We start from the raw sequence: 24,903 nt of genomic DNA, 5'->3' as shown, positions 1-24,903 counted from the left end.
GCTGATCCGGCCCGCCCGGCACCGTTTCACCCGCGCTTCGACCTCCAGACCGCGCCAATCCCGGCGCACGGCACCTGATCCGAAAGCACCCGATGACCGGCACGCTCCTCTCCCGCAACCGGTCCTATATCGGGCTGCTCGTGGCCAACACGATCCTCGGCTCCGCCATGCCGATGCTGATCATCCTGGGGGGATTGTCGGGGCTGATGCTGGCCCCCACCACGGCACTTGCGACCCTTCCCGCTTCGCTCCAGACGCTTGCCGGGCTCTTCGCCGCCGCGCCGTTCTCGCTCCTAATGGGGCACTTCGGGCGACGGGCAGGGTTCGTGGCGGGCGGGCTCTGCGCCGTCCTGGGCGGGCTTCTCGGCGTCTGGGCCATCGTCAGCGGCAGTTTCGTTCTCCTGTGCATCGCCCATTTGCCGCTGGGGGCCGCCGTCGCCTGCTACGCCTTCTTCCGCTTCGCCGCCGCCGAGACGGTCAGCCCCGCATGGCAACCGGTCGCGATCTCCCTCATCCTGACCTCGGGCCTCATCGCGGCGTTCGTGGGTCCGCAGATCTTCATCTGGGCCAAGGACGCGCTGGCACCCATCCCGCTGGCCGGGGCCTATGCCGCCCTGGTGCCGCTCTCGCTCGTGGGTCTTCTGCCCCTTGCGCTCACGACCTTGCCCAAACCCGCGCCCGCCGCACCGCAAAGCCTGCGCGCGCGCCTTGCCGCTTTGTCGATCCTGCGCGACCGGCCCGTGCGCCTTGCCGTGGGCCTTGGCGCGGTGTCCCAGGGCGTGATGGTCTTTTTGATGGTGCCCACACCCCTGGCCATGATCGGTTGCGGGTTCTCCGAGGCCGTGGCGGGCGACGTCATCCGCTGGCACGTTGTGGCGATGTTCGCCCCCAGCTTCGTCACCGGCTTCCTGATAAAGAAGCTCGGCGCGCAACCTGTGGCCTTCACGGGCGTGGGCCTGCTGATCGTGGCGGCGCTTCTGGCGATGGCGGGCCTTGATGCGGTGAACTTCTACGGCGCGCTGATCGTCCTCGGGGTCGGCTGGAACTTCGGCTTCATCGGTGCAACCGCGATCCTCGCCGCCTCGGTGACGGAGGAGGACAGGGCGCTGGTCCAGGGTGCCAACGATACCGTTCTGGCGCTCGTCTCCACCCTTTGCGCCTTCGCCGCGGGGGCTTTGGTTGCGGGCCTGGGCTGGATCGCCGTGGCCGGCGTGGCGGCGGCACTGCTTGCAATCGCCGGGATTGCGCTCTGGCGCAGCGCCCGCGCCCTGGCCTGAGGCGGGCGTTCAATATCCTAAGAATGTGTTAATACATGAAAGAATCCATATATTTACCATATACTTAACCTGGCTTCTCAACCTTGAAACCGCCTCCGCCCGCCGCCTCTTTGACCCCGATGGCAAACTCCACTACTCCCCCTCCATGGCCTATACCCTCACCGATCTTTCCGCGCTCCGGGCCGCCGCCTTCGACACGGTCATCGACGTCCGCTCCTCCGCCGAATACGCGGAGGATCACGTGCCGGGTGCGGTCAACATGCCCGTCCTGTCGAACGAGGAACGCGCGACGGTCGGCACGATCTACACGCAAGACAGCCCCTTCAAGGCCCGCAAGATCGGGGCGGCCCTCGTGGCCCGGAACGCCGCCACGGCGATCGAAGCGCATCTGATGGACAAGGATGGCGGCTGGCGTCCGCTTGTCTATTGCTGGCGCGGTGGGCAACGCAGCGGATCCTTCGCCTCGATCCTGCAACAGATCGGTTGGCGGGCAGAGGTTCTGGACGGCGGCTACCAAAGCTGGCGCCGGCACGTCGTAGCAAAGCTCTACGATGCGACCCTTCCGCATCGCATCCTCCGCCTGGACGGGTTCACCGGCACCGCCAAGACCGAGCTGATCCACCGCGTCGGTGCGCTTGGCGGGCAGGTGCTGGACCTGGAAGGGCTGGCCAACCATCGCGGGTCCGTCCTGGGCGATATCGACGGGGCGCAACCATCGCAAAAGGGGTTTGAGACGGCCCTGCTCTCGGCGCTCTCCACCCTCGATCCGGCCAAACCGGTGCTCGTGGAAGCGGAATCGGCGCGGATCGGAGATATTCGCCTGCCGCCCGCCCTCTGGGCCGGGATGAAGGATAGCCCGCGGATTGAGGTGACGGCCCCACCCGCGGCCCGCGCCCGGTTCCTTGCCGCGGCCTACGCCGATCTGATGGCCGATGCGCCCGCCCTGACCGCCCGCCTGAACAACCTGCGCGCCCATGTGGGCCACGCCATCGTCGAACGCTGGCTTGCGCATTTAGCCGCGGACGAGGCGGAGGCATTGGCCCTCGCCCTCATCACCGACCATTACGATCCCGCCTACGGCCGCCTGACCCGGACGAAAGCGGCGGACCCCATCGCCAGGCTCCACATGGACAATCTGGGTGACCGCGCGCTGGACGCCACCGCACGCACGCTGCTGGACCACCTGCACTGACGCCCCGCGCGGCGTTGCCCCTTTTCCTTCCGCGCCCCATCCGTTACCTCAGCCCCTGAATGTGGATAGGGACCAAGACGATGGAAAAATCCTTCAACGCTGCCGAGGCCGAAGCCCGCATTTCCGCCGCTTGGGAAGAGGCGGGGGCCTTCAAGGCTGGCGCCAATGCCAAGCCGGGGGCGGAGCCGTTTTCCATCATGATCCCGCCCCCGAACGTCACCGGCGTCCTCCACGTCGGCCACGCCTTCAACAACACGCTGCAGGACGTCCTGACCCGCTGGCACCGGATGCGCGGCTTCGACACGCTCTGGCAGCCGGGTACGGACCATGCGGGCATCGCGACCCAGATGGTCGTCGAACGCGAGCTGGCGAAATCCCAGATCAACCGCAAGGACCTCAGCCGAGAAGAATTCCTCGCCCATGTGTGGGAGTGGAAGGCCAAATCCGGCGGCACGATCCGCGACCAACTCAAGCGCCTTGGCGCGTCCTGCGACTGGTCGCGCGAGGCCTTCACCATGTCCGGCGCCCCGGGGGCGCCCGAGGGGGAAGAGGGCAATTTCCACGACGCCGTCATCAAGGTCTTCGTGGAGATGTACAACAAGGGCTACATCTACCGCGGCAAACGCTTGGTGAACTGGGACCCGCATTTCGAGACGGCGATTTCCGATCTGGAGGTCGAGAATATCGACCAGCCTGGCCACATGTGGCACTTCAAATACCCGCTCGCGAACGGGGCCACCTATGAATACGTCGAGAAGGACGAGGACGGGAACGAGACCCTGCGCGAGACGCGCGACTACATCTCCATCGCCACCACGCGGCCCGAAACGATGCTCGGGGACGGCGCGGTCGCGGTCCACCCGGACGATGCGCGTTACGCCCCAATCGTCGGCCAGCTTTGCGAGATTCCCGTCGGCCCCAAGGAACACCGCCGCCTGATCCCGATCATCACCGATGAATACCCCGACCCGGATTTCGGCTCGGGTGCCGTGAAGATCACCGGCGCCCATGATTTCAACGATTACGAGGTCGCCAAGCGAAACGATATTCCCTGCTACCGCCTGATGGACACCAAGGGCGCGCTGCGCGACGACGGTGCGCCCTATGCCGACGCCGCCGAGATCGCGCAGGCCGTCGCAAACGGGGAGCGGACGCTGACGGAGATGGAGGCCGACGCCCTCAACCTCGTCCCCGACCACCTGCGCGGCCTTGATCGGTTCGAGGCGCGTGAAAAGGTCGTGGCCGAAATCACCGCCGAAGGGCTGGCGGTGATGACCGTCCCCACCGATACCCGCTTAGGCGCGAAGGCCACCAAGGCCCCCCTCGCCCCCGAGGAAGGCGGCGAAATGCGCACGGATGAGCTGGTCCCGCTGGTGGAGGCCAAGCCGATCACCCAGCCCTTTGGCGACCGCTCCAAGGTCGTGATCGAGCCGATGCTGACCGACCAATGGTTCGTCGACACCGCCAAAATCGTCGAGCCCGCCTTAGAGGCTGTCCGGACGGGCCGCACGAAAATCATGCCCGATCAGCACCGCAAGGTGTATTTCCACTGGCTGGAGAACATCGAGCCCTGGACGATTTCACGGCAGCTTTGGTGGGGTCACCAGATTCCGGTTTGGTACGGTGTCACGAGGAACAATTCCGACGAACCTGAGATGGTCTGCGCGCCCACATTCGAAGAAGCGTTGCGCCTGTTTTCGTTCTCACAATCAATGGAATTCGATCGCGGTGGCTATGTCGTCGTCGCAAACGAGGCTGAAGCAAAAGCAGCATTTGAAGGATCGACGACACCGGGCAAACCCGTTGCCGCAATCTACCGCGACCCCGACGTCCTCGACACCTGGTTCTCCTCCGGCCTCTGGCCCATCGGCACGCTTGGCTGGCCGGAGCAAACCCCTGAACTGCAAAAATACTTCCCCACCTCCACCCTCGTCTCTGGCTTCGACATCATCTTCTTCTGGGTCGCCCGGATGATGATGATGCAGCTGGCCGTCGTGGGCGACGTGCCGTTCCGCGACGTCTACGTCCACGCGCTTGTCCGGGACGAAAGGGGCCGAAAGATGTCGAAGAGCATCGGGAACGTCCTCGACCCTCTCGAACTCATCGACGAATACGGCGCCGACGCGGTGCGCTTCACGCTCACCGCCATGGCCGCGATGGGGCGGGACCTGAAGCTTTCCACCGACCGCATTCAGGGCTACCGCAACTTCGGCACCAAGCTGTGGAACGCCGCCCGGTTCGCGGAGATGAACGAGTGCAAGCCAGACGCCTCCTTCGACCCCACAAGCCCATCCCAAACCGTCAACAAGTGGATCGTGACCGAAACCGCCCGCGCCCGCATGGCGCACGACGAGGCGCTGGCGGGCTACCGTTTCAACGATGCGGCCGGCGGGCTCTACCAATTCGTCTGGGGCAAGGTTTGCGACTGGTATCTGGAATTCGCCAAGCCACTGTTCGCCTCGGGCGACGACGCCGTCATCGCCGAAACCCACGCCACCATGGCCTGGGTCATCGACCAATGCCTGATCCTTCTGCACCCCACCATGCCCTTCATTACCGAGGAATTGTGGGGGGAGATCGCGTCGCGCGACAAGATGCTCGTCCACACCGACTGGCCCACCTATGGCGCGGACCTGATCGACGAAGCCTCGGAGCGGGAGATGTCGTGGGTCATCCACCTGATCGAATCCATCCGTTCCGCCCGCCAGCAGATGCACGTGCCCGCCGGTCTGAAATGCCAATTGCTGCAAAGTGATCTCGACGAGGCGGGCCAGACTGCTTTCGCCAACAATGCCGCGATGATCGAACGCCTCGCGCGGCTGAGCGACGTAACCCCCACCGACGCCTTCCCGAAAGGCACCGTCACCATCGCCGTCGAGGGCGGCACGTTCGGGCTGCCCATCGCCGACCTGATCGATGTCGACGAGGAAAAGGCGCGGCTCGATAAGACGCTTCAGAAGCTCGGCAAGGAATTGGGCGGGCTGCGCGGACGCCTCAACAACCCGAAATTCGCCGAAAGCGCCCCCCCGGAGGTGGTGGCGGAGACGCGCGAAAACCTCGCCGCGCGGGAGGAGGAAGAGGCCCGCATCAAGCAGGCGCTGGCGCGTCTGGCCGAGGTCGGCTGATCCTTGCTGACAAGCGAGGGGTAAGGGTTCCCGCCATCGCGTTTCTACGCGCGCGATGGCAAAAGGCCCCCATGGACAGGCTCAATTCACTCATGATCCGGCAGCTTTTCGCCCCGCTCCCCCGGCGCGGCCTGTTGGGCATCGTCACCTTCGTTGCCGCCGCCATCGCGGCTTGCGAAGTGCGCACGATGGGTATGGGCCTGCACCGGTCCGACGGGCGCAACGCGGGCATCGCCGATCCGGCGCTTGTGCAACTGGGCCAGATGGTCGAGGCGCTTCTGCCGATCCTCTGACCCGCGCGGGCTTCGGGAAACCCTCCATTGCCTCGAATAGGTTTGGGCGGCACACTCCCGCCAGATTGCACCTTCTTCGAGGATTCCAGCCATGAAAGCCGTTTTTGCCAAACTCGCATTGATCGCGACCCTGTTCGCCGCCGCAGCCCCCGCCGCCCATGCCACCGCCGATGGCCCCGATGCGTGGCGTGTGCACAACGTCGCCTCCTACGACGTCCTAAATGTCCGCGTCGGCCCCGGAACAAACTACTTCTCCATCGACGCGCTGCCCCATAACGCCCGTGGCATCCAGATCGAATTCTGCACTCCCACCGTGACCCAGCAGCAATATTTCGCGCTAAGCCCCGCCTTGCAGCAGCAGCTGAACAATTATCCCACCTGGTGCCTTGTCGTCTGGAACGGGTATCAGCGCGGTTGGGTGAACCGCCGCTTCCTGACCGAGGATGCGTATTAAGGCACCAAGCGGTCCACCGCCCGCATCATGCCAACGCCCTTGTCGTAGACAAGCGTCAATACGCGCCGCCCCGCCGGAGATTGCGCGGCCCGTGTGGCGACGACGGGCGCAAGCCGCGCGGCGGTTGCGGCAGCGGCCGACAGGATCAGGAATTGGCGACGGTTGGTTCGGGTCATGGGCAATAGATAATCCCGTCCGCCCCTTGCAGGGCGGGGAAAAATCCGCAAACGCTGACGCCCATGTCAGAACCGCGCTACACCCCGCTCGTCCGATCGCTGCCCGCCTCCGTCCCCTTTGTTGGGCCGGAGACGCAGGAACGGGCGCGGGGCGCGCCCTTCGCCGCACGCCTGGGCGCCAACGAAAGCGTTTTCGGCCCGTCGCCCAAGGTCCTGTCCGCCATCGCGGAGGCCGCGAGCGGCGCATGGATGTACGGCGACCCGGAAGTCCACGATCTGCGCGCGGCCCTCGCCACCCATCACGGGGTGGCGCAAGGCAATGTCGTGGTGGGGGAGGGGATCGACGGCCTTCTCGGCTATCTGGTGCGCCTGCTGGTGGATGAGGGCGACGCCGTCGTGACCTCGGACGGGGCTTACCCGACCTTCAATTACCACGTCGCGGGGTTCGGCGGGGTGCTCCACAAAGTGCCCTACAACGGCGACCACGAAGACCCCGACGCCCTGATCGCCAAGGCGGTGGCGGTCGATGCCAAGCTGGTCTACTTCGCCAATCCCGATAATCCGATGGGCTCCTGGCACGGGGCAGATGTGGTCCAGCGCATGATCGCGGACCTTCCCAAGGGCTGCGTGCTGGCGCTGGATGAGGCCTATGCCGACACCGCGCCGGGCGGGGTGATACCTCCACTCGACCTCACCCATCCCCGGGTCATCCGGTTTCGGACTTTCTCCAAGGCCTACGGACTTGCGGGGATGCGCGTGGGATACGGGTTGGCGGCGGAGCCGTTCATCACCGCCTTCAACAAGATCCGCAACCATTTCGGCATGGGTCGCGTGGCGCAGGCCGCGGCCTTGGCGGCCCTGGCGGATCAGGATTACCTGCGCGACACCGTTTCGCGCATCGCCGCCGCGCGCGACCGGATCGGAGCGATTGCGGCGGATAACGGGCTGGTGGCGCTGCCCTCGGCCACGAATTTCGTAACGATTGATTGCGGGCGCGACGGTGATTTCGCGCGCGCCGTGCTCGGCAGTCTTGTGGCGGAGGGGGTTTTCGTGCGCATGCCATTTGTCGCCCCGCAGGACCGCTGCATTCGGGTCTCCTGCGGGCCGGACAGCACGCTCGACGCTTTCGCGAAGGCGCTTCCGGTCGCGTTGCAGGCGGCGGGTTAGGCGGCCTCCGCGATCACTTTCATCGCGGCTTCCATCCCCGTGGGGCCGTGCGGGATTTGCAGCGCGCTCATCCCCGCTTGCAGGCCTGCCAGAACCCCCATCACCATCTGCCCGTTGACGTGGCCCATATGGCCGATGCGCAGGTAATCGTCGGGATTTTCCATCCCCTCCAACGGGATGCCGAGTGTCACGCCGTAATTGTGCTCCATCCAATCGCGCAGGCGCAGGCCGTTGCCGGGGCCGAAATTCACCAGCGTTACCGCGTTGGAACGCTTCTCCCGTTCGGTCACGTTGGGCCGCGTCGGGCCGGCCTGGCCCCAGACCTCCAGCGCGGTCCAGATCGCTTCGGCGAGGACCGCGTGGCGTCTCCAGGCGGCCTCCACCCCTTCCTCGTGGACCAGCATGTCGAGCGCGACGCGCAGGCCATAGAGGTGGTGGGTCGGCGCAGTGCCGCAAAAATAGCGGTAGAAATAGTCCGGATCGACGCGCGGGCGCCAATCCCAGTAGGGCGTCACCAGATCGGCGCGGCCCCGCGCCGCGTCCGCCCTGTCGTTGAAATAAACGAACCCCATGCCCGGCGGCGTCATCAGCCCCTTTTGGGAGCCGGTAATCATCACGTCGACGCCCCAGTCGTCCATTTGGAACTCGTCACAGCCCAGGCACGCGATATTGTCCGACAGCAGAAGCGCCGGATGCCCCGCCTCGTCCAGACAGGCGCGCAGCCCGGGGATGTCGTTCTTCACGGAGGTGGAGGTGTCCACCTGAACCGTCAGGATACCCTTGATCCGGTGCGCCGTATCCGCCGCCAGAACCTCCGCCACCCGGGCCGTATCCACGTCCGACTGGTATCCGAAATCGAGCCATTCCACCTCGATCCCCAGATCGGCGGCCATCTGGCCCCATCCGGTGCCGAACCGCCCGGTACACAGGGCCAGAACCTTATCGCCCCGGCTGAACGTGTTCATCAGCGCCGCTTCCCAGACGCCGTGGCCGTTGCAGATATACATGGCGACGTGATGCCGGGTGCGCGCGACCGCCTTGAGGTCCGGCACGATGGTGGCGACCATGTCCACCAATTCCCCGCGATAGATGTTCGGCGCGGGGCGGTGCATCGCCTGCAACACCCGGTCCGGCATGACCGAGGGGCCGGGAATGGCAAGGTAGTGGCGTCCGTTGGAAAGGGTCATGGGCGGCTCCGGGGGGAAGGTCGTGATCGCAGAGGTATCGCGGCCCCACGGGGCGGTCAATGTTGCGGGCGGCCCGGGTAATGAATAGCTGTGATGTGAGCTATCAACGGGGGAAGACCACATGGTCGGTGAACGGGCGAATGACAGGACGGTGTTGCGGATTGCGGGGGCCGATGCGCACGGGTTTCTCCAAGGCCTTGTGACGCGCGATCCCGGCGCGGGGCTGACCTATTCGGCGCTGCTGACACCCCAGGGCAAATACCTGGCCGACTTCTTCCTGCTCGACCGGGGGGACGATCTGCTGCTCGACGTGACGTCCGACCTCGCTCCCGCGCTCGTGCAGCGCCTGTCGATGTACCGCCTGCGCGCGGATGTGGTGATTGAGGAGGCGGGCGTGAGCGTCGCGCGCGGTCTGGGCGAAGCGCCCGAGGGGGCCTTTGCCGATCCCCGCGACCCGTCGCTTGGATGGCGCGCTTACGGTGTGGACGGGGGCGATCCCGCCATCGACTGGAACGCGATCCGCGTGGCCGCCTGCATCCCCGAAACGAATGTGGAGCTGATCCCCAACGACACCTACATCCTCGAGGCCGGGTTCGACCGGCTGTCCGGCGTGGACCACCGCAAGGGCTGTTACGTGGGTCAGGAGGTGACGGCCCGCATGAAACACAAGACGGAACTTCGCAAGGGCCTCGTGACCGTGGACGTGGCCGGGACCGCGCCGGTCGGAACGGATATCCTCGCCGGTGAGAAATCCGTCGGCACGCTCTACACGCAAGCCAACGGGCAGGGCATCGCATTCCTCCGTTTTGACCGCGCGAAAGGGCCGATGCAGGCCGGTGATGCCGGTGTCACGTGGCCCGATGCGTCGACCTGAGCCCTGTGGATAACGCGCTAAGGATCACAGGGATGTGCAACGATCCGGCCTATATCAGCAAGCTGGCCGCGCCTTCATGTCGCAAAAGCCATACTTTTGTTTCCACACCCCCCGGCGCGGAAAACCCGCCAAGGCCGTTCGATCCCAAAATGCGATGACACGGGATCAGGATCGGGATGCGGTTCGCGCCGCAAGCCTGTCCGACCGCCTGCGCGGGCAGTCCGACGTCCTTCGCGACGTCGCCGTAACTCCGCGTCTCTCCCATCGGAATGGCGCGCATGGCGTCGAAGACCCGGCCCGTCGCATCGTTCCGCCCGTGACGCACGGGCACGCTGAACCGCGTCAATCGTCCGTCGAAATAGGCCTGCAATTCGGCCACCGTTTCCCGCAACAGCGGGCTATCATCCGGTGCCTCCACCCGGCCCCAACCGGCGCGCACGATGGCGCCGTCCGCTTCCTCCAACCTGACCGGGCCAAGTGGCGTTTCGACCGAACACCTCATACCTGTCGCGCCAGCCACCACGTGGTCCCGTCACGGGATTGCAGGCCGCCCCTCCGGTCCCCGTCGCCCTGGTCCTGCACCGGCTGAACTTCTTTGGCCCCCGCCTCCACGGCGCGGGCGAAGGCCGCGTCCGGGTCCGGCAGGTAAAGGTGCAGATGCGCGGGTGGCCCGTCGGCCCCGCCGATCATCAGCACCGTGTCGTCGATCCGACATTCCGCGTGGACCACCCGGTCGCCCTCCCGGATCACCCGCAGCCGCTCCGCGCCGAAGGCGGCCTCGCAAAACGCCAGGACGCCGTCCGGGTCGGGCACGATCAGATAGGGGGCAAGGCTTGTATAGCCCTCGGGTTTCCAGGTCATGGGCCAAACCTGCGCCCGACGGCACGAACGATCAACCCGGATCTTGCGACAACCGGATCGGCCCGCGCGCGGTCAGCGGATCGACTCGAACGCCGCCCTGTGTGGCGCGCAAACCCATCTCCGCCGCCACGCGCCGCACGTCGCCCATCAAGGGGCGCCAATCCTCGGCCACCGCGCGTGCGGCCTCCGACGGACAGAAGCTGCGCCCCGCCCTTTCCGCGGCAAGGCGCATCAGCGCCTCGGCGATCGCGCGGTCACGATCCAATCTTGTCCTGCGTCTTCGTCTCGAAATCCTCGGCCGAGTGTCGCTCCCGCAGCTGCTCGCTCGGCTCGCCGGAAGTGCGGTTCACCATCTTGCCGCGCGCGGCCCCCGGGCGCGCCTCGATCCGCTTGGCCCATTCGATGACATGCTCGTATTCATGCACCGACAGGAATTCCCCCGCGTCGTAGCTTTCGCCCATCACCGTGCGCCCGTACCACGGCCAGATCGCCATATCGGCGATGGTGTATGCGCCGCCCGCCATCCACTCATTCTCGGCCAGATGCCGGTTCAGCACGTCCAGTTGCCGCTTGGTCTCCATCGCGTAGCGGTTGATTGGATATTCCATCGGATAGGGCGCGTAGGCGTAGAAATGCCCGAACCCGCCGCCCAGAAACGGCGCGGACCCCATCTGCCACATCAGCCAGGACAGCAATTCGGGCCGTGCCTCGGCGGGCCCGAGGAAGGCATCGAACTTCTCGGCCAGGTGCAGCATGATCGCGACGCTCTCGAAGACGCGCACGGGCGACGGCCCGCTGCGATCCACCAGCGCGGGGATCTTGGAATTGGGATTGATCTCCACGAAGCCGCTGCTGAATTGGTCGCCATCCCCGATGCGGATCAGCCACGCGTCGTATTCCGCATCGGAATAGCCCGCCTCCAACAATTCCTCGAACAGGACCGTGACCTTCACGCCGTTGGGTGTGCCAAGGGAATAAAGCTGAAACGGATGCTCGCCGACCGGCAGCTCCTTCTCATGGGTCGCGCCCGCGATGGGCCGGTTGAGCGATGCCCATTCGCCCCCGTTCTCCTTGTCCCAGGTCCAAACCTTGGGCGGGGTATATTCTTCCTGACGTGCCATCGCTGCAGCCTCCTCGCGGTTCCGTTTCATGGAAACCTAGGCCGCTCTCCCGACAAACCCAAGGCACAACGGCCGCGCTGGCGCGCGCCTTTGGCTCGGTGTGCTGCCGAACCCCAACGCGAAAAGAAAAACCGCGCCCGGTGCGGGGCGCGGTTCCTTGAGGCATCGCGGGATGGGTCAGGCCGAAAGCGCCGCGTCACACCGCCCGCACACACCTTCATGGGTATGGGTGCCCACGTCGGGCAGGATCTTCCAGCAGCGTTGGCATTTCTGCCCCTCGGCCTTTTCGAAGACGACGCCGATCCCCTCGATCTCGGGCAGGCGGAACGCCTCCGCCGGGGCGGGGTCGGCCGTCAGTGAGATGTCGGACGTGATTGCCATATCCTCGAACGCCACCGATTTCAACGCCTCCAGTGCCGTGCCATCTTCCACATGGACCACCGGCGCGGCCTCGAGCGAGGCGCCGATCACCTTGTCGCGCCGCTGCACCTCCAAGGCCGCCGTCACCACGCGCCGGGCGGAGCGGACCTTCGCCCATTTCGCGGCCAACGCCGTGTCGGCCCAATCGGTGGGCGTTTCGGGGATGTCGACCAGATGCACTGACGAGTCCTCGCCCGGGAAGCGTTCCAGCCACACCTCCTCCATCGTGAAGACAAGGATCGGGGCCAGCCACGTGGTCAGCCGGTGGAACAGCAGATCCAGCACCGTTCGTGCCGCCCGCCGCCGCGCCGTGTCGCCATCGCAGTAAAGCGCGTCCTTGCGGATATCGAAGTAGAAGGCCGAGAGGTCCGTGGTGGCGAAAGTGAAAACCGCCTGGAACACGCCCTGGAAATCGAAGGCGCGGTAGCCGTCGCGCACCACTTGATCCAGTTCGGCCAAGCGATGCAGCACCCAGCGCTCCAATTCCGGCATGTCCGCCGGGTCCATCCGATCCGCCTCACTGAAATCGCTCAGCGAGCCCAAAAGAAACCGCATCGTGTTGCGCAGGCGACGATAGCTGTCCGCCGTCCCCTTCAGGATCTCCGGCCCGATCCGCTGGTCGGCGGTGTAGTCAGTTTGCGCCACCCACAACCGCAGGATGTCGGCCCCGTATTGCTTCACGACCTCCTCGGGCACGATCGTGTTGCCGATGCTCTTGGACATCTTCATGCCCTTCTCGTCGAGCGTGAAGCCGTGTGTCACCACGTTGCGGTAGGGCGCACGGCCCGTTGTGCCGACCGATTGCAGCAGCGAGGAATGGAACCACCCGCGATGCTGGTCGGTGCCTTCCATGTAGACATCCGCGATGCCGTCTTCGGTCCCGTCCTCGCGGTCGCGCAGCACGAAAGCGTGGGTGGAGCCGGAGTCAAACCACACATCGAGGATGTCGAAGACCTGGTCGTAATCATTCGGGTCCACGTCATTGCCCAGGAACCGCTCCTTCGCGCCCTGCTTGTACCACGCATCCGCCCCCTCGGCCTCGAACGCCTCCAAGATGCGGGCGTTCACCGCCTCGTTGCGCAGCAGGTAATCCGGGTCCGTCGGCAGCGCGCCTTTCTTGGTGAAACAGGTCAGCGGCACGCCCCACGCCCGCTGGCGCGAGAGCACCCAGTCGGGCCGCGCCTCCATCATCGAATGCAGGCGGTTGCGCCCCGATTTCGGGGTCCAGTTCACGCGGTCGATCTCCGCCAGCGCGCGGTCGCGGATGGTGAATTCGTCGTCGCCAACCCTCATCTTCTTGTCGATGGCGGCGAACCATTGCGGCGTGTTGCGGTAGATCACCGGGGCCTTCGACCGCCACGAATGGGGGTAGGAATGGTGGATCTTGCCCCGCGCCAGAAGTCCGCCCACCTCAGCCAGCTTGTCGATGACCGCCTTGTTGGCATCCCCCTCACCGCCCTTGCGGCTGAGGATGTACGTGCCACCGAAGAACGGCAGGTCGGCCCGGAAAGAGCCGTCATCCATCACGTTATAGGTGATGACCTGCTCCAGCATCCCGAGGTCACGGTAAAGCTCGTATTCCTCCATCCCGTGCGACGGCGCGCAATGGACGAAGCCCGTGCCTTCCTCATCGGACACGAAATCGCCATGGCGGAAATCACGCAGGTCGTCCCATTCGCCCTCTGCTCCTTCGGCTTGGGCCAGGGGGTGGGTCAAGAGGATTTCCTCAAGCTCCGCAGTGCTCACGTCCCGGACACGCTTCCATTGCCCGTCTTCGAGACGAGCGCGCGCCATGACATCCGCTGCGCGGGTATCGGCCAAGAGGTATCTGTCACCTACCGAGGCCCAACATTCGTTTGGTATGCCAGTGACTTCGTAGAGGCCGTAGGCGATGTCCTCACCGAAGGCGACTGCCTTATTCGAGGGGATAGTCCACGGCGTTGTTGTCCAAATCACAACATACGCTCCAAGGAGGTCCGTGGCTTCTTGTTCAGTGTCCCCACCTGACACGCCAACCCCGAACTTCACCCAGATCGTGAAGCTGTCCTTGTCGTGGTACTCCACCTCCGCCTCGGCGAGTGCCGTCTGCTCGATGGGCGACCACATCACGGGCTTGGACCCCTGATAGAGCGTCCCGTTCATCAGGAACTTCTGGAACTCCTCCGCGATCACCCGCTCGGCGTGGAAATCCATCGTGAGGTAGGGCTTGTCCCACGTCCCCGTGATGCCCAACCGCTTGAATTCCTCGCGCTGGACGCCGACCCAGTGGTCCGCGAACTCCCGACATTCCTGCCGGAACTCGACGATATCCACGTCATCCTTGTTCTTGCCCTTCTTGCGGTACTGCTCCTCGATCTTCCATTCGATCGGCAGGCCGTGGCAGTCCCAGCCGGGGATGTAGCGGCTGTCATATCCCAGCATCTGGTGGCTGCGCACGATCATGTCCTTGATCGTCTTGTTGAGCGCGTGGCCAATATGCAGGTGCCCGTTGGCATAGGGCGGCCCGTCATGGAGCGTGAAGCTCTCGCGCGCTTGCTCATTTGCGTTCGTCCGGACCCGGGCCGCTTTCTCTCGCAACCGGTCGTAGACCCCGATTTGCTCCCACCGCGCCAGCCACTCTGGCTCTCGCTTGGGCAGGCCCGCGCGCATGGGGAAATCGGTCTTGGGCAGGTTCAGCGTGTCTTTGTAATCGACAGCAGTTTCATCGGCGCACATCTGGGGCGCTCCTCGTATTCGAATGTTGATTGGGGTGTAGCAGGGCCGCGCCGGGGCTCAAGCCCCATAAGCAGCAGAAATCCCGACGCCTCTGGGGATCAGAGGGCCGGGCGGCTAATTCGAATGATGAAACTCATGCGATATCCCATGGCGCGCGGTATACGCCCGCCCGCGGGGAAGGTCAAAGGTTCAGCACGGGCCGCCGATCACCCCCAGGCCCATGAGGATGTGGAAGATGCCCACGACGGAGGCCCCGCCTGACGCAAGAAGGTTCGGTATCCGCGCCTCAGATCCCATGCGCAACGCCGTGACCTCCCCCAATCCGCCGACGATCACCGCAAGGCCGCCAAGGATCAGCTTTCCGTAATCCAGGAAGTCACACGTCCCCACCCCGTTCACGGTGGAGGTGTTGAGCGTCGAAAAACTGACGAAGAAGCCCGCGACGGCGAGGCCGATGGCGACTTTCGACAGGGTGGTCAGGTCAGACATTTGCATGGGACGGGTCCGGGAATTCGTGAAGGGGCACGTGCAAGGAACCACGTAACCGGCCCATCCGGCAATGGCGGTTTCCCCGCAGCTCCCCGACCTTCGGGCGCGATGCCGCATGGGCGGGGCGGGCGCGAACGCTAAAGTCCGCCCCATGACGCGAAAGACGATGACGATTGCCGTTGCGGGCGCAGGGATCGGTGGGCTGGCCGCGGCCGCCCTGCTGGCAAGGGACGGCCATGAGGTATGTGTCTACGACAAGTTCGATGCGCCGCGCCCCGTGGGGTCAGGGCTCGTGATCCAGCCGGTGGGAATGGAGGTTCTGCGCGCCGCCGGTGCCGCGCGGCAGGCGCAGGACCACGGCACCCCCATCGCGACCATGTTCGGGGATGAGGTCGCGCGGAACCGCACCGTCCTCTCCGTCAGCTACGGCGCTGCCGCCGACCGCCAAGGTCTTGGCATTCATCGGGCGGCCCTGTTCCAATCCCTCTATGACGCGGCGCTTGAAGCGGGCGCGCGGATCATCCCGTCCAGCCCCGTTTCTGGGCGCGATGGGCAATACCTGATTATCGCCAATCGCCGCGACGGCCCGTTCGACCTGATCGTCGACGCCCTCGGGGCGGGCTCGGCGCTTTCGCCGCTCACCTCCCGACCGCTGCCCTATGGGGCTGTCTGGGCCACCGTGCCTTGGCCATCCGATGCGCCGTTCCCCGAGGATCGCCTGACCCAACGGTATCGCCGCGCGGACCGGATGTTGGGTGTATTGCCCGTAGGCACCCTGCGAGAAGCGCCCGACACGCGCCTCGCCGCGATTTTCTACTCCCTGAAAGCCGAAGCGATCGACGCCCATTATGCGCGACCCTTCGCGGATTGGCGCGCGGAGGCCGAGGCGCTCTGGCCCGCGTTCAAAGCCTTCCTTCCCGACAGCCTTGACCATGGCCAATTCACCCGCGCCACCTATACCCACGGCACCCTGAAGCGGCCTTATGACGACGGATTGGTCCATATCGGCGATGCGGCGCACCGCGCCTCTCCGCAATTGGGGCAGGGGGCGAACATGGCGCTGCTGGATGCCCGCGCGCTGCAACGGGCGCTGCGTCAGGCACGGGGGGAGGAGGCCTTGCGCCGCTACGCCATGGCCCGGCGCTGGCACGTCTGGCTCTACCAGCTGCTGTCGGCGTCGTTCACGCCGCAATACCAATCCGACAGCCGCGCATTACCCGTGATCCGCGACCGCGTGCTTGCGCCGATGTCGCGCACCTGGCCCGTCACCTCGATCCTGACGCGGCTGGTCTGTGGGGATCTGGTGCCGCCCATGGCCGCGCTGGACGTGCGGGGCGGGTGACGGGGCATTTCAGACCTTAACAAATGGTTAAGTTTTTCAGCGTTGTCTTCTTGAATCAACGGTTTAACCCCTGTTATCAAGCGTGATAACATAGGCCTCACGCCGCAGGCGGTGCTGCCGCCCGGCTCACCGCCCGCTCCCGCATCACAATATAGAGCCCTGCCGCGATGGTGACCCCGATGCCCGCCGCGGCGAGCCCGTTGGGCCATTCGCTGAACATCAGGAAACCCACCAGCGTGGCCATCGGGATTTCCAGATACTGCATCGGGGCCAGCGTGGCCGAGGGCGCGAACCGCAGCGACCATGTCATCAGCAGATGCCCGATGGACCCGAAGACGCCCAGGGCCACGAACAGCCAGATCTCCGGTCCCGCGGGCGTGATCCAGCCCACCAGCGGCGCGGTCTCGGCGACGGGCAGGAAGATCAGCGGCACCACAAGCGGCAGGGCCAACAACCCCGATGCGCCCTGCAAGGCCAGCGGGTCGATTTCCTTCGCCATGGCGCGCGTGACCAGCATGAAAAAGGCGAAAGCGAAAGCCACACCAATCGGCAGCAGCGCGCCCCAGCCAACCGCGACGAAGCTGGGTTGCACGACCATCAGCGTACCCACGAAGCCCACGGCACAGGCGATCAGGCGGCGCGTTCCGACCTCCTCGTCCAGAAAAACACGGCCCAGGATCAACATGATGAACGGCATGACGAAGGCGATGGCCACGGCATCGGCAAGCGGCAGGACCCGCAGGGCTGAGAACATCAGCAACAGGCCGATGATCTGCAACACCGACCGCGCCAGCGTCAGCGCCACGACCCGGCGCGTGGGAAACAGCGCCGCACCGGCCAGCATCGCCATCGGCGCGAACAGAAGTGACTGCGTGGCGAAGCGGACCGCAACAAGCTGCATCAGGGGAAAATCCTCCCCCAGCAACTTGGCGAGGGCATCGGCAAACGGGATGACCGCGCAGAACCCGACCATCAGCAAGATGCCCAGAAGCGGTCTGTCAGCAGATGAGGCGGTCCCGACGGTCATGAGGCCTCAATCGCACGGCGTGACGCGCTTGTCAGCCACTAGGTGTCCGCGTTGAGGTAATCCCAGACCCGGCTGATCACGACGGAGCCTTCGCCCACCGCGCTTGCCACCCGCTTCACGCTTCCGGCGCGCACGTCGCCCACGGCGAAGATGCCGGGGCAGGACGTGGCATAGGCATTCGCGCCACCAACCGCCTGACCCGTCTTGACGAAACCCCCTTCGTCCAGTTCCACCAGGTTGGACAGCCAATCGGTATTCGGCGCGGCACCGACCATCACGAAAACGGCCCGGGTGTTGATGCGCCATGGCTGTGCCGCGGATTTCTCGTAGATCGTGATGCCGTCAAGCTCCGCCTCGCCGTGCAATTCGCGGATTTCGGATTGGTAGTGGATGGTGATCCTCGGATGGGCTTCCAACCGGTCGGTCAGGTAATGGGACATCGACGCGGCAAGGCTGCGGCCCCGGACCAGAAGGTGGACATGTTTCGCCGTTCGGCTGAGGAACATCGCGGCCTGCCCGGCGGAATTGCCGCCGCCGATCACCACGACTTCCGTATCCCTGCAATAGCGCGCCTCCACGTCGGTGGCGGCATAATAGATGCCCGCATTCTCGAACTCTTCCAGCCGGTCTATGGGCAAGCGCCTGTATTGCACGCCCGTCGCCACGACGAGGGCACGGGCGCAGGTCTCCGCCCCGTCATCGAGGATCACGTGGAACGTGCCGTCGTCCTTGCGCTGCAACTCCGCCGCGCGCCGGGGCACGGCAAAGCGCGTGCCGAATTTCATCGCCTGCACTTCGCCCCGCCAACACAGGTCCGCGCCGGAAATGCCCGTGGGAAAGCCCATGTAATTCTCGATCCGGCTGGAAGTTCCGGCCTGCCCGCCAATCGCGAGGTCCTCGATCACCAGCGCGCTCAACCCTTCCGATCCGGCATAGACGGCGGCGGCCACACCGGCGGGGCCACCGCCCACGATCAGCACGTCGTGTAGCTCGTCCTCCTCGAAATTCAGGTCCAGCCCAAGGCGGCTGGCGACCGTACGCGGGCTCGGGTCTTCGATCACCTCTCCTTTGCCGAAGATCACCGCCGGTTCCCGCGGCGCGATGGAGCAGGCATGGGCCACCGCTTCCGCCTCCGCCTCGTCCAGGGTGAGGGACCGGACGGGGATGCGATTGCGCCCCGCAAAGGCGGAAATCTGGCGGATATTGCGATCCACCTCCGCCCCGATCAGCGTAAGCGCGGAGGCACCGCGTTCGAGTTGTCCCCGGCGCCGCGCGGCCAGAACCGTGATGACGATATCCGACATCTCGGGGATGCGGGACATCAGGTCGAGCATCGCCGGGCGGTCCACGCACAGCAATTCGGTACGCTGCACCGCGCGCAGCCCGAAGGTGATGACGCCGCCCGAAAGGAATGAGATATCTCCGGTGAACTGCGTCGGGCCCAGGGTGGCGCCATCCCCGTAGCGTTCGCCGGTGGTGGGATCGACCGCCTCGATCTCTCCCTCCACGAGGTAGCAGAACCGGTTCGCATGATCGCCCGCGCGTGCCAGGTAATCGCCCGCCTCGATCACTTCCACGCTGCCCGCCTTGCGCAGGGCGGCGACGTGGGATGCCTCCAGCGGGGTACGCACCATCGTGCGCAGATCATCGGCCAGCGTTTCCATGGCTTACCCTTCCTTCTTTCCAAACAATCCCGTCAATGCGCGCCGGATCAAACCGGTCACGGACGGGCGGGCGCGGGTGCCGAAGGGAAGGGGGCGGCAGACTTCCATCGTGGCCACACCGACTCGCGCGGTCAGCGCGCCGTTCACGACGCCTTCCCCGAACCTGCGCGACACCTTCGACAGGACCGATCCCCCCAGTGCCGATCCCAGAAGATCATCCCCGATGGCAACGGCCCCCGTGGCGACAAGATGGGTCATCACGGCGCGCGTCAAGCGCCACGACCCCAGCGTGCCGGCACGGCCACCATAGATCTCCGCGATGCGCCGGATCATGCGCAGGTTCGCGGTCAGCGCGGTGATGACATCGGCAAGCGCCAAGGGGACAAGGGCCGTGACGGTTGCAACCTGCCGTGCGGCGGCCTCCACCTCCCGCTCGGCGGCGCGGTCGAGCGGCGCCATCAGTTCCGCCTCGGCCAGAGCGAACAGGCTGGCGGGCTCGAACATCTCTTCCCGCTGACGGTCCAGCGCCTCCCGCCCCAGCCGCAATTCCGACCGCCCGGCATAGAGGGTCGAGATTCGGGCAACCACGTCGCGGGCCGCCGTCAGATCGCCGGAAGCAAGGGCCGCCTCTGCCGCCTGATGCACCCGGTCCAGCCGCCCAAGCCGCGAAAACGCCGCCAGCTCGCGCAGGCAGATCAGCAAAAGAGCAAGGACAACCGCTCCGATCAGGGCGGTTGCGATCCAGCCCAGGGTCGGGTTGTCGGCCAGAAGGCCGGTGACGAAATTCCACGCCGCCAGCGACACGACAAAACCCAGAAGGCTGAGCAGGGCGGCCCAGAAGAACCGGCCCAACCGCGACGGGCGGCCCGCGCCCAAGGTGGCGACCATCTGCATCGCGCGGCCATCGGGCAGCGGCATGGCATCATCGGGCACGGGTGCCGCGGCCTCGGGGCCCGCTTGGGGCGCGTCGTCCAGTTCAAAGAGGACCGGGCCGTTTCGATCGTTCATCGCAGCTTGTCTCCGATCAGGAATTCCGCCGCCCGGTCCAGCCGGATATGGGGCGGACCTTCGCCATTGCGCAGCGACAGGGGCGCGGGCGCGAACCGCATGACGTCGTATTCGGCATCCAGCCACGCCTCCGCCCCGCTGCGGGCGGGCGACAAAAGGGCGGCCGGGTCAGCGGGCAGATCGCCGGGATGCAGCGCGGCCTGGCGCCCATCGGCAAGCAATCGGCCCCGCACGACGCCCAGATCCTTGCCGCCCGCGCGCCGCGTCTCCTCCACCGTGGCGCGCAGGGATGCGATGGCCATGGCCCCGGTGGTCGCGCCCGAAAAATCCGCCCGCCGCCGCGCATCGCTCACCAGCGCCTCGATGATCGCCTGAAGTCGCGCATGTTGCTCGTGGTGCAGGTGATCGGCCTTGGTCGCGGCGAACAGGATCTTGTCGACCCGCCGCCCGAGGATGGAGGTCAGGAAGGTGTTCTGACCGGGACGGAACGCGCCAAGGATGCTCGACAGGGCCTGGCGCAGGTCCTCCAACGCTTGCGGACCGGAATGGATCGCGCCCAACGCGTCCACCAACACCACTTGCCGGTCGATGCGCGAAAAGTGGGAGCGGAAGAATGGCTTCACGACCTGGGATTTGTAGGCCTCGAACCGGCGCTGGAATTCGCGGGCCAGCGATCCGCGGGGCGTGGCACCCGGCGGCAGGGGTGCGAAGGTCAAGGCAGGGGAGCCTTCCAGATCGCCCGGCAAGAGGAACCGGCCCGGCGTGCAATCGGAGAACCCGGCATCGCGCGCGGCGCGCAGGTAGGCTGTCCAGCCATCGGCGAGCGCCTTCGCCGCGACCTCGTCCAGCTTGGCCTGCGTGTCCATCTCGCGCACCTGCGCCAGATAGGCCACGCCTTCGCTTCGCGCGTCCGCTTTCGACAGGGCCTGTTCGGACCAGCGCGCGAAATCCATGTCCAACAGGCCCAGATCCAGCAGCCATTCTCCCGGATAATCGACAATATCCAGATGGACCGTGCGCGGCCCCTGCAGACCCGATAGCAGCCCCGTGGGCCGCACCCGAAGCGAGACCCGCAATTCCGAGACGGAGCGGGTGCTGTCCGGCCAGAACGGCTCAGGCCCGGTCATCGCGGACAGGTGGTTCTCGAATTCAAAGCGCGGCACGGTGTCGTCGGGTTGCGGTTGCAGGAACGCCGCCTCGATCCGGCCCGAGGCCGCCGCCTCCAGCCCCGCCATGCGGCCCCGATCCAGCAGGTTCGCCACCAGCGATGTGATGAAGACCGTCTTGCCGGACCGCGCAAGCCCGGTCACGCCAAGGCGGATCACCGGCTCGAAGAACGTCTCCGACACCGCATCCGTCACGCCTTCAATGCCCCGGCCAAGGGTGTCTGCAATGGCTCCGATAACCAAGGGGGGCATCCTCTCGCGCTTGTGACCGGTTGAGACATAGCCATTCCGGTCAAAGGTTTCGAGGGGCGATGGACGGGGAAGCCGTGATCGTTTAGCCCCCCTGATATGCCCCGCTATGCCCTTCGCATCGAATATCACGGCGCACCCTTTGCCGGGTGGCAGCGCCAGGCCAACGTGCCAAGCGTGCAAGGCGCGGTGGAGGCGGCGCTGCGTCGGCTGGAGGCGGACGTCCCTACGATCGCGGCCGCGGGGCGCACCGATGCGGGCGTCCACGCGCTGGGGCAGGTGGCAAGTGTGGATCTGGCCCGCGACTGGGATGCGTTCCGGCTGGCGGAGGCGCTGAATTGGCACCTGAAACCTGCGCCCGTTGCGATCACGGCCTGCGCGCGAGTGGCCGATGATTTCCACGCCCGCTTCTCCGCCTTGTCGCGCAGTTATACCTATCGTCTGATCTGTCGCCGTGCGCCGATGGTCCACGAAGACGGCACGGTCTGGGCGTTGCGCGCCGATCTGGATGCGGACGCGATGCGGGCGGGTGCGCAACACCTTATCGGCAAGCACGATTTCACCACCTTCCGCGCCACCCATTGCCAGGCGCAGTCGCCGATCAAAACGCTCGATGAGATAGGGGTCGAGGAGGTGGCGCTGCCCGCCGGGCGTGAAATCCGCTTCCACCTCAGCGCGCGGTCATTCCTGCACAACCAGGTCCGCTCCATCGTCGGGACGCTGGAACGGGTCGGGGCGGGATCACTCGCGCCGGGTGATGTGCGAATTGCGCTTGAGGCGCGCGACCGCGCGGCTTGCGGCCCCGTTGCCCCGCCCCAGGGCCTATACCTGACGCGGGTCGGATACGCGGATGACCCCTTCGCGGAAGGGTGGCGCGATTGAGCATGGAGCAGACCCCCGTCCCCATCGTGCAAGAGGTCGTCCTTGTCGGCGGGGGCCATACCCACGCGCTTGTTCTGCGCAGATGGGGGATGCGCCCGGTACCCGGCGCGCGTCTGACGCTGATCAATCCCGGTGCGACGGCGCCCTATTCGGGGATGCTGCCGGGTCATATCGCCGGTCACTACACGCGACAGGATCTCGACATCGACCTTGTCCGCCTGGCGCGCTTCGCGGGCGCGCGTCTGATCGTGGACCGGGCTGTCGCGCTGGACCCCGCTGAAAAGGTGATCCGCCTCGGCTCCGGGCGTCGCGTTGCTTATGACATCGTGTCGTTAGATGTCGGGATCACGGCGGAGATGCCGGTTCTGCCCGGCTTCGCGGAGCATGGTGTGCCAGCAAAGCCTCTAGGGCGGTTCGCCGATATCTGGGCCAAGACCTGCGCCGGAGACGGGCCGATCCGCATCGCGATCCTTGGCGGCGGCGTGGCGGGGTGCGAGGTTGCCATGGCCGCAACGCACCGGATGCGAGATCTGGGGCGCGACGTGGCGGTGTCCGTTATCGACCGGGGACAGGTGCTGTCCAGCGTGGCCCCCGCCGCCCGCCGGAAGCTGATGGCGGCGCTGTCCGAACACGGGGTGGCGCTGATCGAGAATACCGACCCCGTCGCCGTGGAGGCCGATGCCGTCGTGCTGAGCGACCAAAGGCGCGTCCCGTCGGACCTGACCATAGGCACGGCCGGGGCCACCCCGCAGGCTTGGGTCGCAGAGAGCGGTCTGCCTTGCACGGATGGGTTTCTGGATGTCGACGCGCACCTTCGCTCCACCGCCGACCCGTCGGTCTATGCCGCGGGCGACTGCGCGCATCTTCGTCATGATCCGCGCCCCAAGGCGGGCGTCTATGCCGTGCGCGCGGCCCCGATCCTCGCCCACAATCTCCGGGCCGACCTGCTGGGTCAGCAACGCAAGGCCTTCCGTCCGCAAAAGGATTTCCTCAAGCTGATTTCGATGGGTGCCAAGGATGCGGTCGGTGAGAAGCGCGGCCTTGCGCTGTCGGGCCCCCGGCTCTGGCGATTGAAGGATCGTATCGACCAGCGGTTCATGGATCGGTTCCGCGATTTGCCACGGATGGAGGTACCCGCCCCGCCCAAAGGAGCCGCGAAAGGTGTGGCCGCGGCGCTGCAAGGCCCCGCGCCCTGCGGCGGCTGCGGCGCGAAGCTGGGAGCGGAGGCATTGGTTGGAATCATCTCCGCGTCGCCGGGGGCAACCCGGCTGGACATATCCGCTTTGCCCGGCGACGATGCCGCCGTTCTGCGGGTCGGGAAGGCACGGCAGGTCATCAGCACCGATCACCTGCGCGGCTTCGCGCTCGACCCGGCGCTTGTCGCGCGTGTGGCCGCGATCCACGCGCTTGGCGATATCTGGGCGATGGGGGCTATACCACAGGCGGCCCTGGCGCAGATCATCCTGCCCCGAGCAGCGCCACGGTTGCAGGGCGTCTGGCTGGCGGAGGTGATGGAGGCCGCCGGCGCCGTCTTCAGGGACGAGGGCGTGGCAATCGCGGGCGGCCACTCCACCGAAGGGGCGGAGCTGGTCGTGGGCTTCACCGTAACCGGTCTGCTGGAGCGCGACGCGATCACCCTGTCAGGGGCGCAGGCCGGCGATGCCCTGATCCTGACCAAACCCATCGGCACCGGCGTGGTTCTGGCCGCCGAGATGCAGGCCCGCGCCGCGGGCGACGACGTGCTGGCCTGTTGGGCGGCGATGTCCGCCCCGTCGGCCAGGCAATCGAGTATCCTCGCGCCCCATGCCCACGCCATGACGGATGTCACGGGCTTCGGCCTTGCGGGACATCTGGCCAATATCTGCACGGCGTCCGGCGTCGGTGCCCAAATCGACCTGGCCGACATACCCGTTCTGCCCGGCGCAGTGGCGCTTGCGGAGGGTGGCGTCCGCTCCTCCCTCTGGGCGCAGAACCGCGCGAGCGCCGGGATGGACGCCCCCGAAACGCCGCTTGGCGATCTGCTCTTCGATCCGCAAACCGCAGGCGGGCTTCTGGCGGCGATCCCTGAGGACAAGGCGCGCGCGGTTATGGACGCTTTGCCCGATGCGCGCCGGATCGGAACGATCACCGCGGATCGGACGCTCGGCGCGCGATGAGGGGCGCACTGGACACGCGCCACCATGCCCCTAATGTCCCGACCAACCCCTTGCCCAA

22 protein-coding genes are annotated in these 24,903 nt (G+C 66.1%); 10 read left to right on the top strand and 12 right to left on the bottom strand.

Annotated elements, in window-relative coordinates:
• The first annotated feature begins 92 nt into the window (after nt 1–92).
• From KUW62_RS13115 to KUW62_RS13095, 5 genes are all read left to right on the top strand, one after another.
• On the top strand, nt 93–1,277 hold the full coding sequence (locus KUW62_RS13115) for an MFS transporter (RefSeq protein WP_224815916.1): 1,185 nt from the start codon (nt 93–95) through the stop codon (nt 1,275–1,277).
• A gap of 145 nt (nt 1,278–1,422) precedes the next feature.
• The gene (gene mnmH, locus KUW62_RS13110) at nt 1,423–2,469 is read left to right on the top strand and encodes a tRNA 2-selenouridine(34) synthase MnmH (RefSeq protein ID WP_224815915.1); all 1,047 of its coding nucleotides are present in this window, start codon (nt 1,423–1,425) and stop codon (nt 2,467–2,469) included.
• 80 nt (nt 2,470–2,549) lie between these two features.
• On the top strand, nt 2,550–5,594 hold the full coding sequence (locus tag KUW62_RS13105) for a valine--tRNA ligase (protein WP_224815914.1): 3,045 nt from the start codon (nt 2,550–2,552) through the stop codon (nt 5,592–5,594).
• A 92-nt stretch (nt 5,595–5,686) separates the two neighbouring features.
• Complete coding sequence (locus tag KUW62_RS13100; RefSeq protein ID WP_224815913.1) at nt 5,687–5,887, top strand: hypothetical protein; 201 nt, start codon at nt 5,687–5,689, stop codon at nt 5,885–5,887.
• A 91-nt stretch (nt 5,888–5,978) separates the two neighbouring features.
• Nucleotides 5,979–6,341 (top strand): hypothetical protein, encoded by a 363-nt coding sequence (locus KUW62_RS13095; RefSeq protein ID WP_224815912.1) that lies wholly within the window; start codon nt 5,979–5,981, stop codon nt 6,339–6,341.
• Here the strand turns inward: KUW62_RS13095 and KUW62_RS13090 are convergent.
• The gene (locus tag KUW62_RS13090) at nt 6,338–6,517 is read right to left on the bottom strand and encodes a Tat pathway signal protein (protein ID WP_224815911.1); all 180 of its coding nucleotides are present in this window, start codon (nt 6,515–6,517) and stop codon (nt 6,338–6,340) included. The genes KUW62_RS13095 and KUW62_RS13090 overlap by 4 nt on opposite strands.
• A gap of 63 nt (nt 6,518–6,580) precedes the next feature.
• Here KUW62_RS13090 and KUW62_RS13085 point away from each other — a divergent pair, with 63 nt between their 5' ends.
• Nucleotides 6,581–7,684 carry a pyridoxal phosphate-dependent aminotransferase gene (locus tag KUW62_RS13085; protein WP_224815910.1) on the top strand — a complete coding sequence of 368 codons (1,104 nt, stop codon included), beginning with the start codon at nt 6,581–6,583 and terminating at the stop codon, nt 7,682–7,684.
• On the opposite strand, the gene KUW62_RS13080 is transcribed toward KUW62_RS13085, so the two are convergent.
• On the bottom strand, nt 7,681–8,871 hold the full coding sequence (locus KUW62_RS13080) for an alanine--glyoxylate aminotransferase family protein (RefSeq protein WP_224815909.1): 1,191 nt from the start codon (nt 8,869–8,871) through the stop codon (nt 7,681–7,683). The two genes, KUW62_RS13085 and KUW62_RS13080, sit on opposite strands and share 4 nt — an antisense overlap.
• A 121-nt stretch (nt 8,872–8,992) precedes the next feature.
• Between KUW62_RS13080 and KUW62_RS13075 the strand changes: the two genes are divergently transcribed.
• Nucleotides 8,993–9,745 carry a folate-binding protein YgfZ gene (locus tag KUW62_RS13075; RefSeq protein ID WP_224815908.1) on the top strand — a complete coding sequence of 251 codons (753 nt, stop codon included), beginning with the start codon at nt 8,993–8,995 and terminating at the stop codon, nt 9,743–9,745.
• 49 nt (nt 9,746–9,794) lie between these two features.
• On the opposite strand, the gene KUW62_RS13070 is transcribed toward KUW62_RS13075, so the two are convergent.
• The 6 genes from KUW62_RS13070 to KUW62_RS13045 form a co-directional block, all read right to left on the bottom strand.
• On the bottom strand, nt 9,795–10,247 hold the full coding sequence (locus KUW62_RS13070) for a methylated-DNA--[protein]-cysteine S-methyltransferase (RefSeq protein WP_224815907.1): 453 nt from the start codon (nt 10,245–10,247) through the stop codon (nt 9,795–9,797).
• Nucleotides 10,244–10,606, bottom strand: coding sequence for a glyoxalase/bleomycin resistance/extradiol dioxygenase family protein (locus KUW62_RS13065; protein WP_224815906.1), 363 nt, complete (start codon nt 10,604–10,606; stop codon nt 10,244–10,246). The genes KUW62_RS13070 and KUW62_RS13065 overlap by 4 nt, the downstream gene beginning before the upstream one ends.
• Nucleotides 10,607–10,637: 31 nt before the next feature.
• Nucleotides 10,638–10,871, bottom strand: a complete 234-nt coding sequence (locus KUW62_RS13060) for a DUF3253 domain-containing protein (RefSeq protein WP_224815905.1) — start codon at nt 10,869–10,871, stop codon at nt 10,638–10,640.
• The gene (gene yghU, locus KUW62_RS13055; protein ID WP_224815904.1) at nt 10,861–11,727 is read right to left on the bottom strand and encodes a glutathione-dependent disulfide-bond oxidoreductase; all 867 of its coding nucleotides are present in this window, start codon (nt 11,725–11,727) and stop codon (nt 10,861–10,863) included. The genes KUW62_RS13060 and yghU overlap by 11 nt, the downstream gene beginning before the upstream one ends.
• Nucleotides 11,728–11,904: 177 nt before the next feature.
• Complete coding sequence (gene ileS, locus KUW62_RS13050; protein WP_224815903.1) at nt 11,905–14,862, bottom strand: isoleucine--tRNA ligase; 2,958 nt, start codon at nt 14,860–14,862, stop codon at nt 11,905–11,907.
• Between the two features lie 189 nt (nt 14,863–15,051).
• Complete coding sequence (locus KUW62_RS13045; protein ID WP_224815902.1) at nt 15,052–15,351, bottom strand: hypothetical protein; 300 nt, start codon at nt 15,349–15,351, stop codon at nt 15,052–15,054.
• Between the two features lie 151 nt (nt 15,352–15,502).
• Between KUW62_RS13045 and KUW62_RS13040 the strand changes: the two genes are divergently transcribed.
• Entirely contained in the window at nt 15,503–16,693 is a 1,191-nt protein-coding gene (locus KUW62_RS13040; RefSeq protein WP_224815901.1) for an NAD(P)/FAD-dependent oxidoreductase, read from the top strand.
• Nucleotides 16,694–16,790: 97 nt separating this feature from the next.
• Here the strand turns inward: KUW62_RS13040 and KUW62_RS13035 are convergent, their stop codons facing one another.
• From KUW62_RS13035 to KUW62_RS13020, 4 genes are read right to left on the bottom strand one after another with little or no spacing between them, the layout of a single operon-like run.
• Nucleotides 16,791–17,720, bottom strand: coding sequence for a DMT family transporter (locus tag KUW62_RS13035; RefSeq protein WP_224815900.1), 930 nt, complete (start codon nt 17,718–17,720; stop codon nt 16,791–16,793).
• A gap of 38 nt (nt 17,721–17,758) precedes the next feature.
• A complete protein-coding gene (locus KUW62_RS13030; protein WP_224815899.1) occupies nt 17,759–19,384 on the bottom strand; it encodes a cyclic nucleotide-binding domain-containing thioredoxin-disulfide reductase in 1,626 nt (541 codons plus the stop codon).
• A 3-nt stretch (nt 19,385–19,387) separates the two neighbouring features.
• The gene (locus KUW62_RS13025) at nt 19,388–20,392 is read right to left on the bottom strand and encodes a YcjF family protein (protein ID WP_224815898.1); all 1,005 of its coding nucleotides are present in this window, start codon (nt 20,390–20,392) and stop codon (nt 19,388–19,390) included.
• On the bottom strand, nt 20,389–21,801 hold the full coding sequence (locus tag KUW62_RS13020) for a YcjX family protein (RefSeq protein WP_224815897.1): 1,413 nt from the start codon (nt 21,799–21,801) through the stop codon (nt 20,389–20,391). Before KUW62_RS13020 ends, KUW62_RS13025 begins: the two co-directional genes overlap by 4 nt.
• A 105-nt stretch (nt 21,802–21,906) precedes the next feature.
• On the opposite strand from KUW62_RS13020, the gene truA reads away from it, so the two are divergent.
• Nucleotides 21,907–22,689 carry a tRNA pseudouridine(38-40) synthase TruA gene (truA, locus tag KUW62_RS13015; protein WP_224815896.1) on the top strand — a complete coding sequence of 261 codons (783 nt, stop codon included), beginning with the start codon at nt 21,907–21,909 and terminating at the stop codon, nt 22,687–22,689.
• A 2-nt stretch (nt 22,690–22,691) separates the two neighbouring features.
• Nucleotides 22,692–24,845 carry a selenide, water dikinase SelD gene (selD, locus tag KUW62_RS13010; protein WP_224815895.1) on the top strand — a complete coding sequence of 718 codons (2,154 nt, stop codon included), beginning with the start codon at nt 22,692–22,694 and terminating at the stop codon, nt 24,843–24,845.
• Nucleotides 24,846–24,903 lie beyond the last annotated feature (58 nt).

Origin of the sequence: Hasllibacter sp. MH4015 (assembly GCF_020177575.1) — a bacterium.
Lineage (GTDB): Bacteria > Pseudomonadota > Alphaproteobacteria > Rhodobacterales > Rhodobacteraceae > Gymnodinialimonas.
This window is presented reverse-complemented; position numbering and strand designations above follow the sequence as displayed.

What these genes read in the sequence shown, in the direction of transcription:
- KUW62_RS13100 (WP_224815913.1), top strand. Translation starts at nt 5,687, where the DNA reads ATGATCCGGCAGCTTTTCGCCCCGCTCCCCCGGCGCGGCCTGTTGGGC.
- KUW62_RS13045 (WP_224815902.1), bottom strand. Translation starts at nt 15,351, where the DNA reads ATGTCTGACCTGACCACCCTGTCGAAAGTCGCCATCGGCCTCGCCGTC.
- KUW62_RS13105 (WP_224815914.1), top strand. Translation starts at nt 2,550, where the DNA reads ATGGAAAAATCCTTCAACGCTGCCGAGGCCGAAGCCCGCATTTCCGCC.
- selD (WP_224815895.1), top strand. Translation starts at nt 22,692, where the DNA reads ATGGAGCAGACCCCCGTCCCCATCGTGCAAGAGGTCGTCCTTGTCGGC.
- KUW62_RS13085 (WP_224815910.1), top strand. Translation starts at nt 6,581, where the DNA reads ATGTCAGAACCGCGCTACACCCCGCTCGTCCGATCGCTGCCCGCCTCC.
- KUW62_RS13070 (WP_224815907.1), bottom strand. Translation starts at nt 10,247, where the DNA reads ATGAGGTGTTCGGTCGAAACGCCACTTGGCCCGGTCAGGTTGGAGGAA.
- KUW62_RS13095 (WP_224815912.1), top strand. Translation starts at nt 5,979, where the DNA reads ATGAAAGCCGTTTTTGCCAAACTCGCATTGATCGCGACCCTGTTCGCC.
- yghU (WP_224815904.1), bottom strand. Translation starts at nt 11,727, where the DNA reads ATGGCACGTCAGGAAGAATATACCCCGCCCAAGGTTTGGACCTGGGAC.
- mnmH (WP_224815915.1), top strand. Translation starts at nt 1,423, where the DNA reads ATGGCCTATACCCTCACCGATCTTTCCGCGCTCCGGGCCGCCGCCTTC.
- KUW62_RS13040 (WP_224815901.1), top strand. Translation starts at nt 15,503, where the DNA reads ATGACGCGAAAGACGATGACGATTGCCGTTGCGGGCGCAGGGATCGGT.
- KUW62_RS13075 (WP_224815908.1), top strand. Translation starts at nt 8,993, where the DNA reads ATGGTCGGTGAACGGGCGAATGACAGGACGGTGTTGCGGATTGCGGGG.
- KUW62_RS13090 (WP_224815911.1), bottom strand. Translation starts at nt 6,517, where the DNA reads ATGACCCGAACCAACCGTCGCCAATTCCTGATCCTGTCGGCCGCTGCC.
- ileS (WP_224815903.1), bottom strand. Translation starts at nt 14,862, where the DNA reads ATGTGCGCCGATGAAACTGCTGTCGATTACAAAGACACGCTGAACCTG.
- KUW62_RS13115 (WP_224815916.1), top strand. Translation starts at nt 93, where the DNA reads ATGACCGGCACGCTCCTCTCCCGCAACCGGTCCTATATCGGGCTGCTC.
- KUW62_RS13030 (WP_224815899.1), bottom strand. Translation starts at nt 19,384, where the DNA reads ATGGAAACGCTGGCCGATGATCTGCGCACGATGGTGCGTACCCCGCTG.
- KUW62_RS13080 (WP_224815909.1), bottom strand. Translation starts at nt 8,871, where the DNA reads ATGACCCTTTCCAACGGACGCCACTACCTTGCCATTCCCGGCCCCTCG.
- truA (WP_224815896.1), top strand. Translation starts at nt 21,907, where the DNA reads ATGCCCCGCTATGCCCTTCGCATCGAATATCACGGCGCACCCTTTGCC.
- KUW62_RS13065 (WP_224815906.1), bottom strand. Translation starts at nt 10,606, where the DNA reads ATGACCTGGAAACCCGAGGGCTATACAAGCCTTGCCCCCTATCTGATC.
- KUW62_RS13025 (WP_224815898.1), bottom strand. Translation starts at nt 20,392, where the DNA reads ATGAACGATCGAAACGGCCCGGTCCTCTTTGAACTGGACGACGCGCCC.
- KUW62_RS13035 (WP_224815900.1), bottom strand. Translation starts at nt 17,720, where the DNA reads ATGACCGTCGGGACCGCCTCATCTGCTGACAGACCGCTTCTGGGCATC.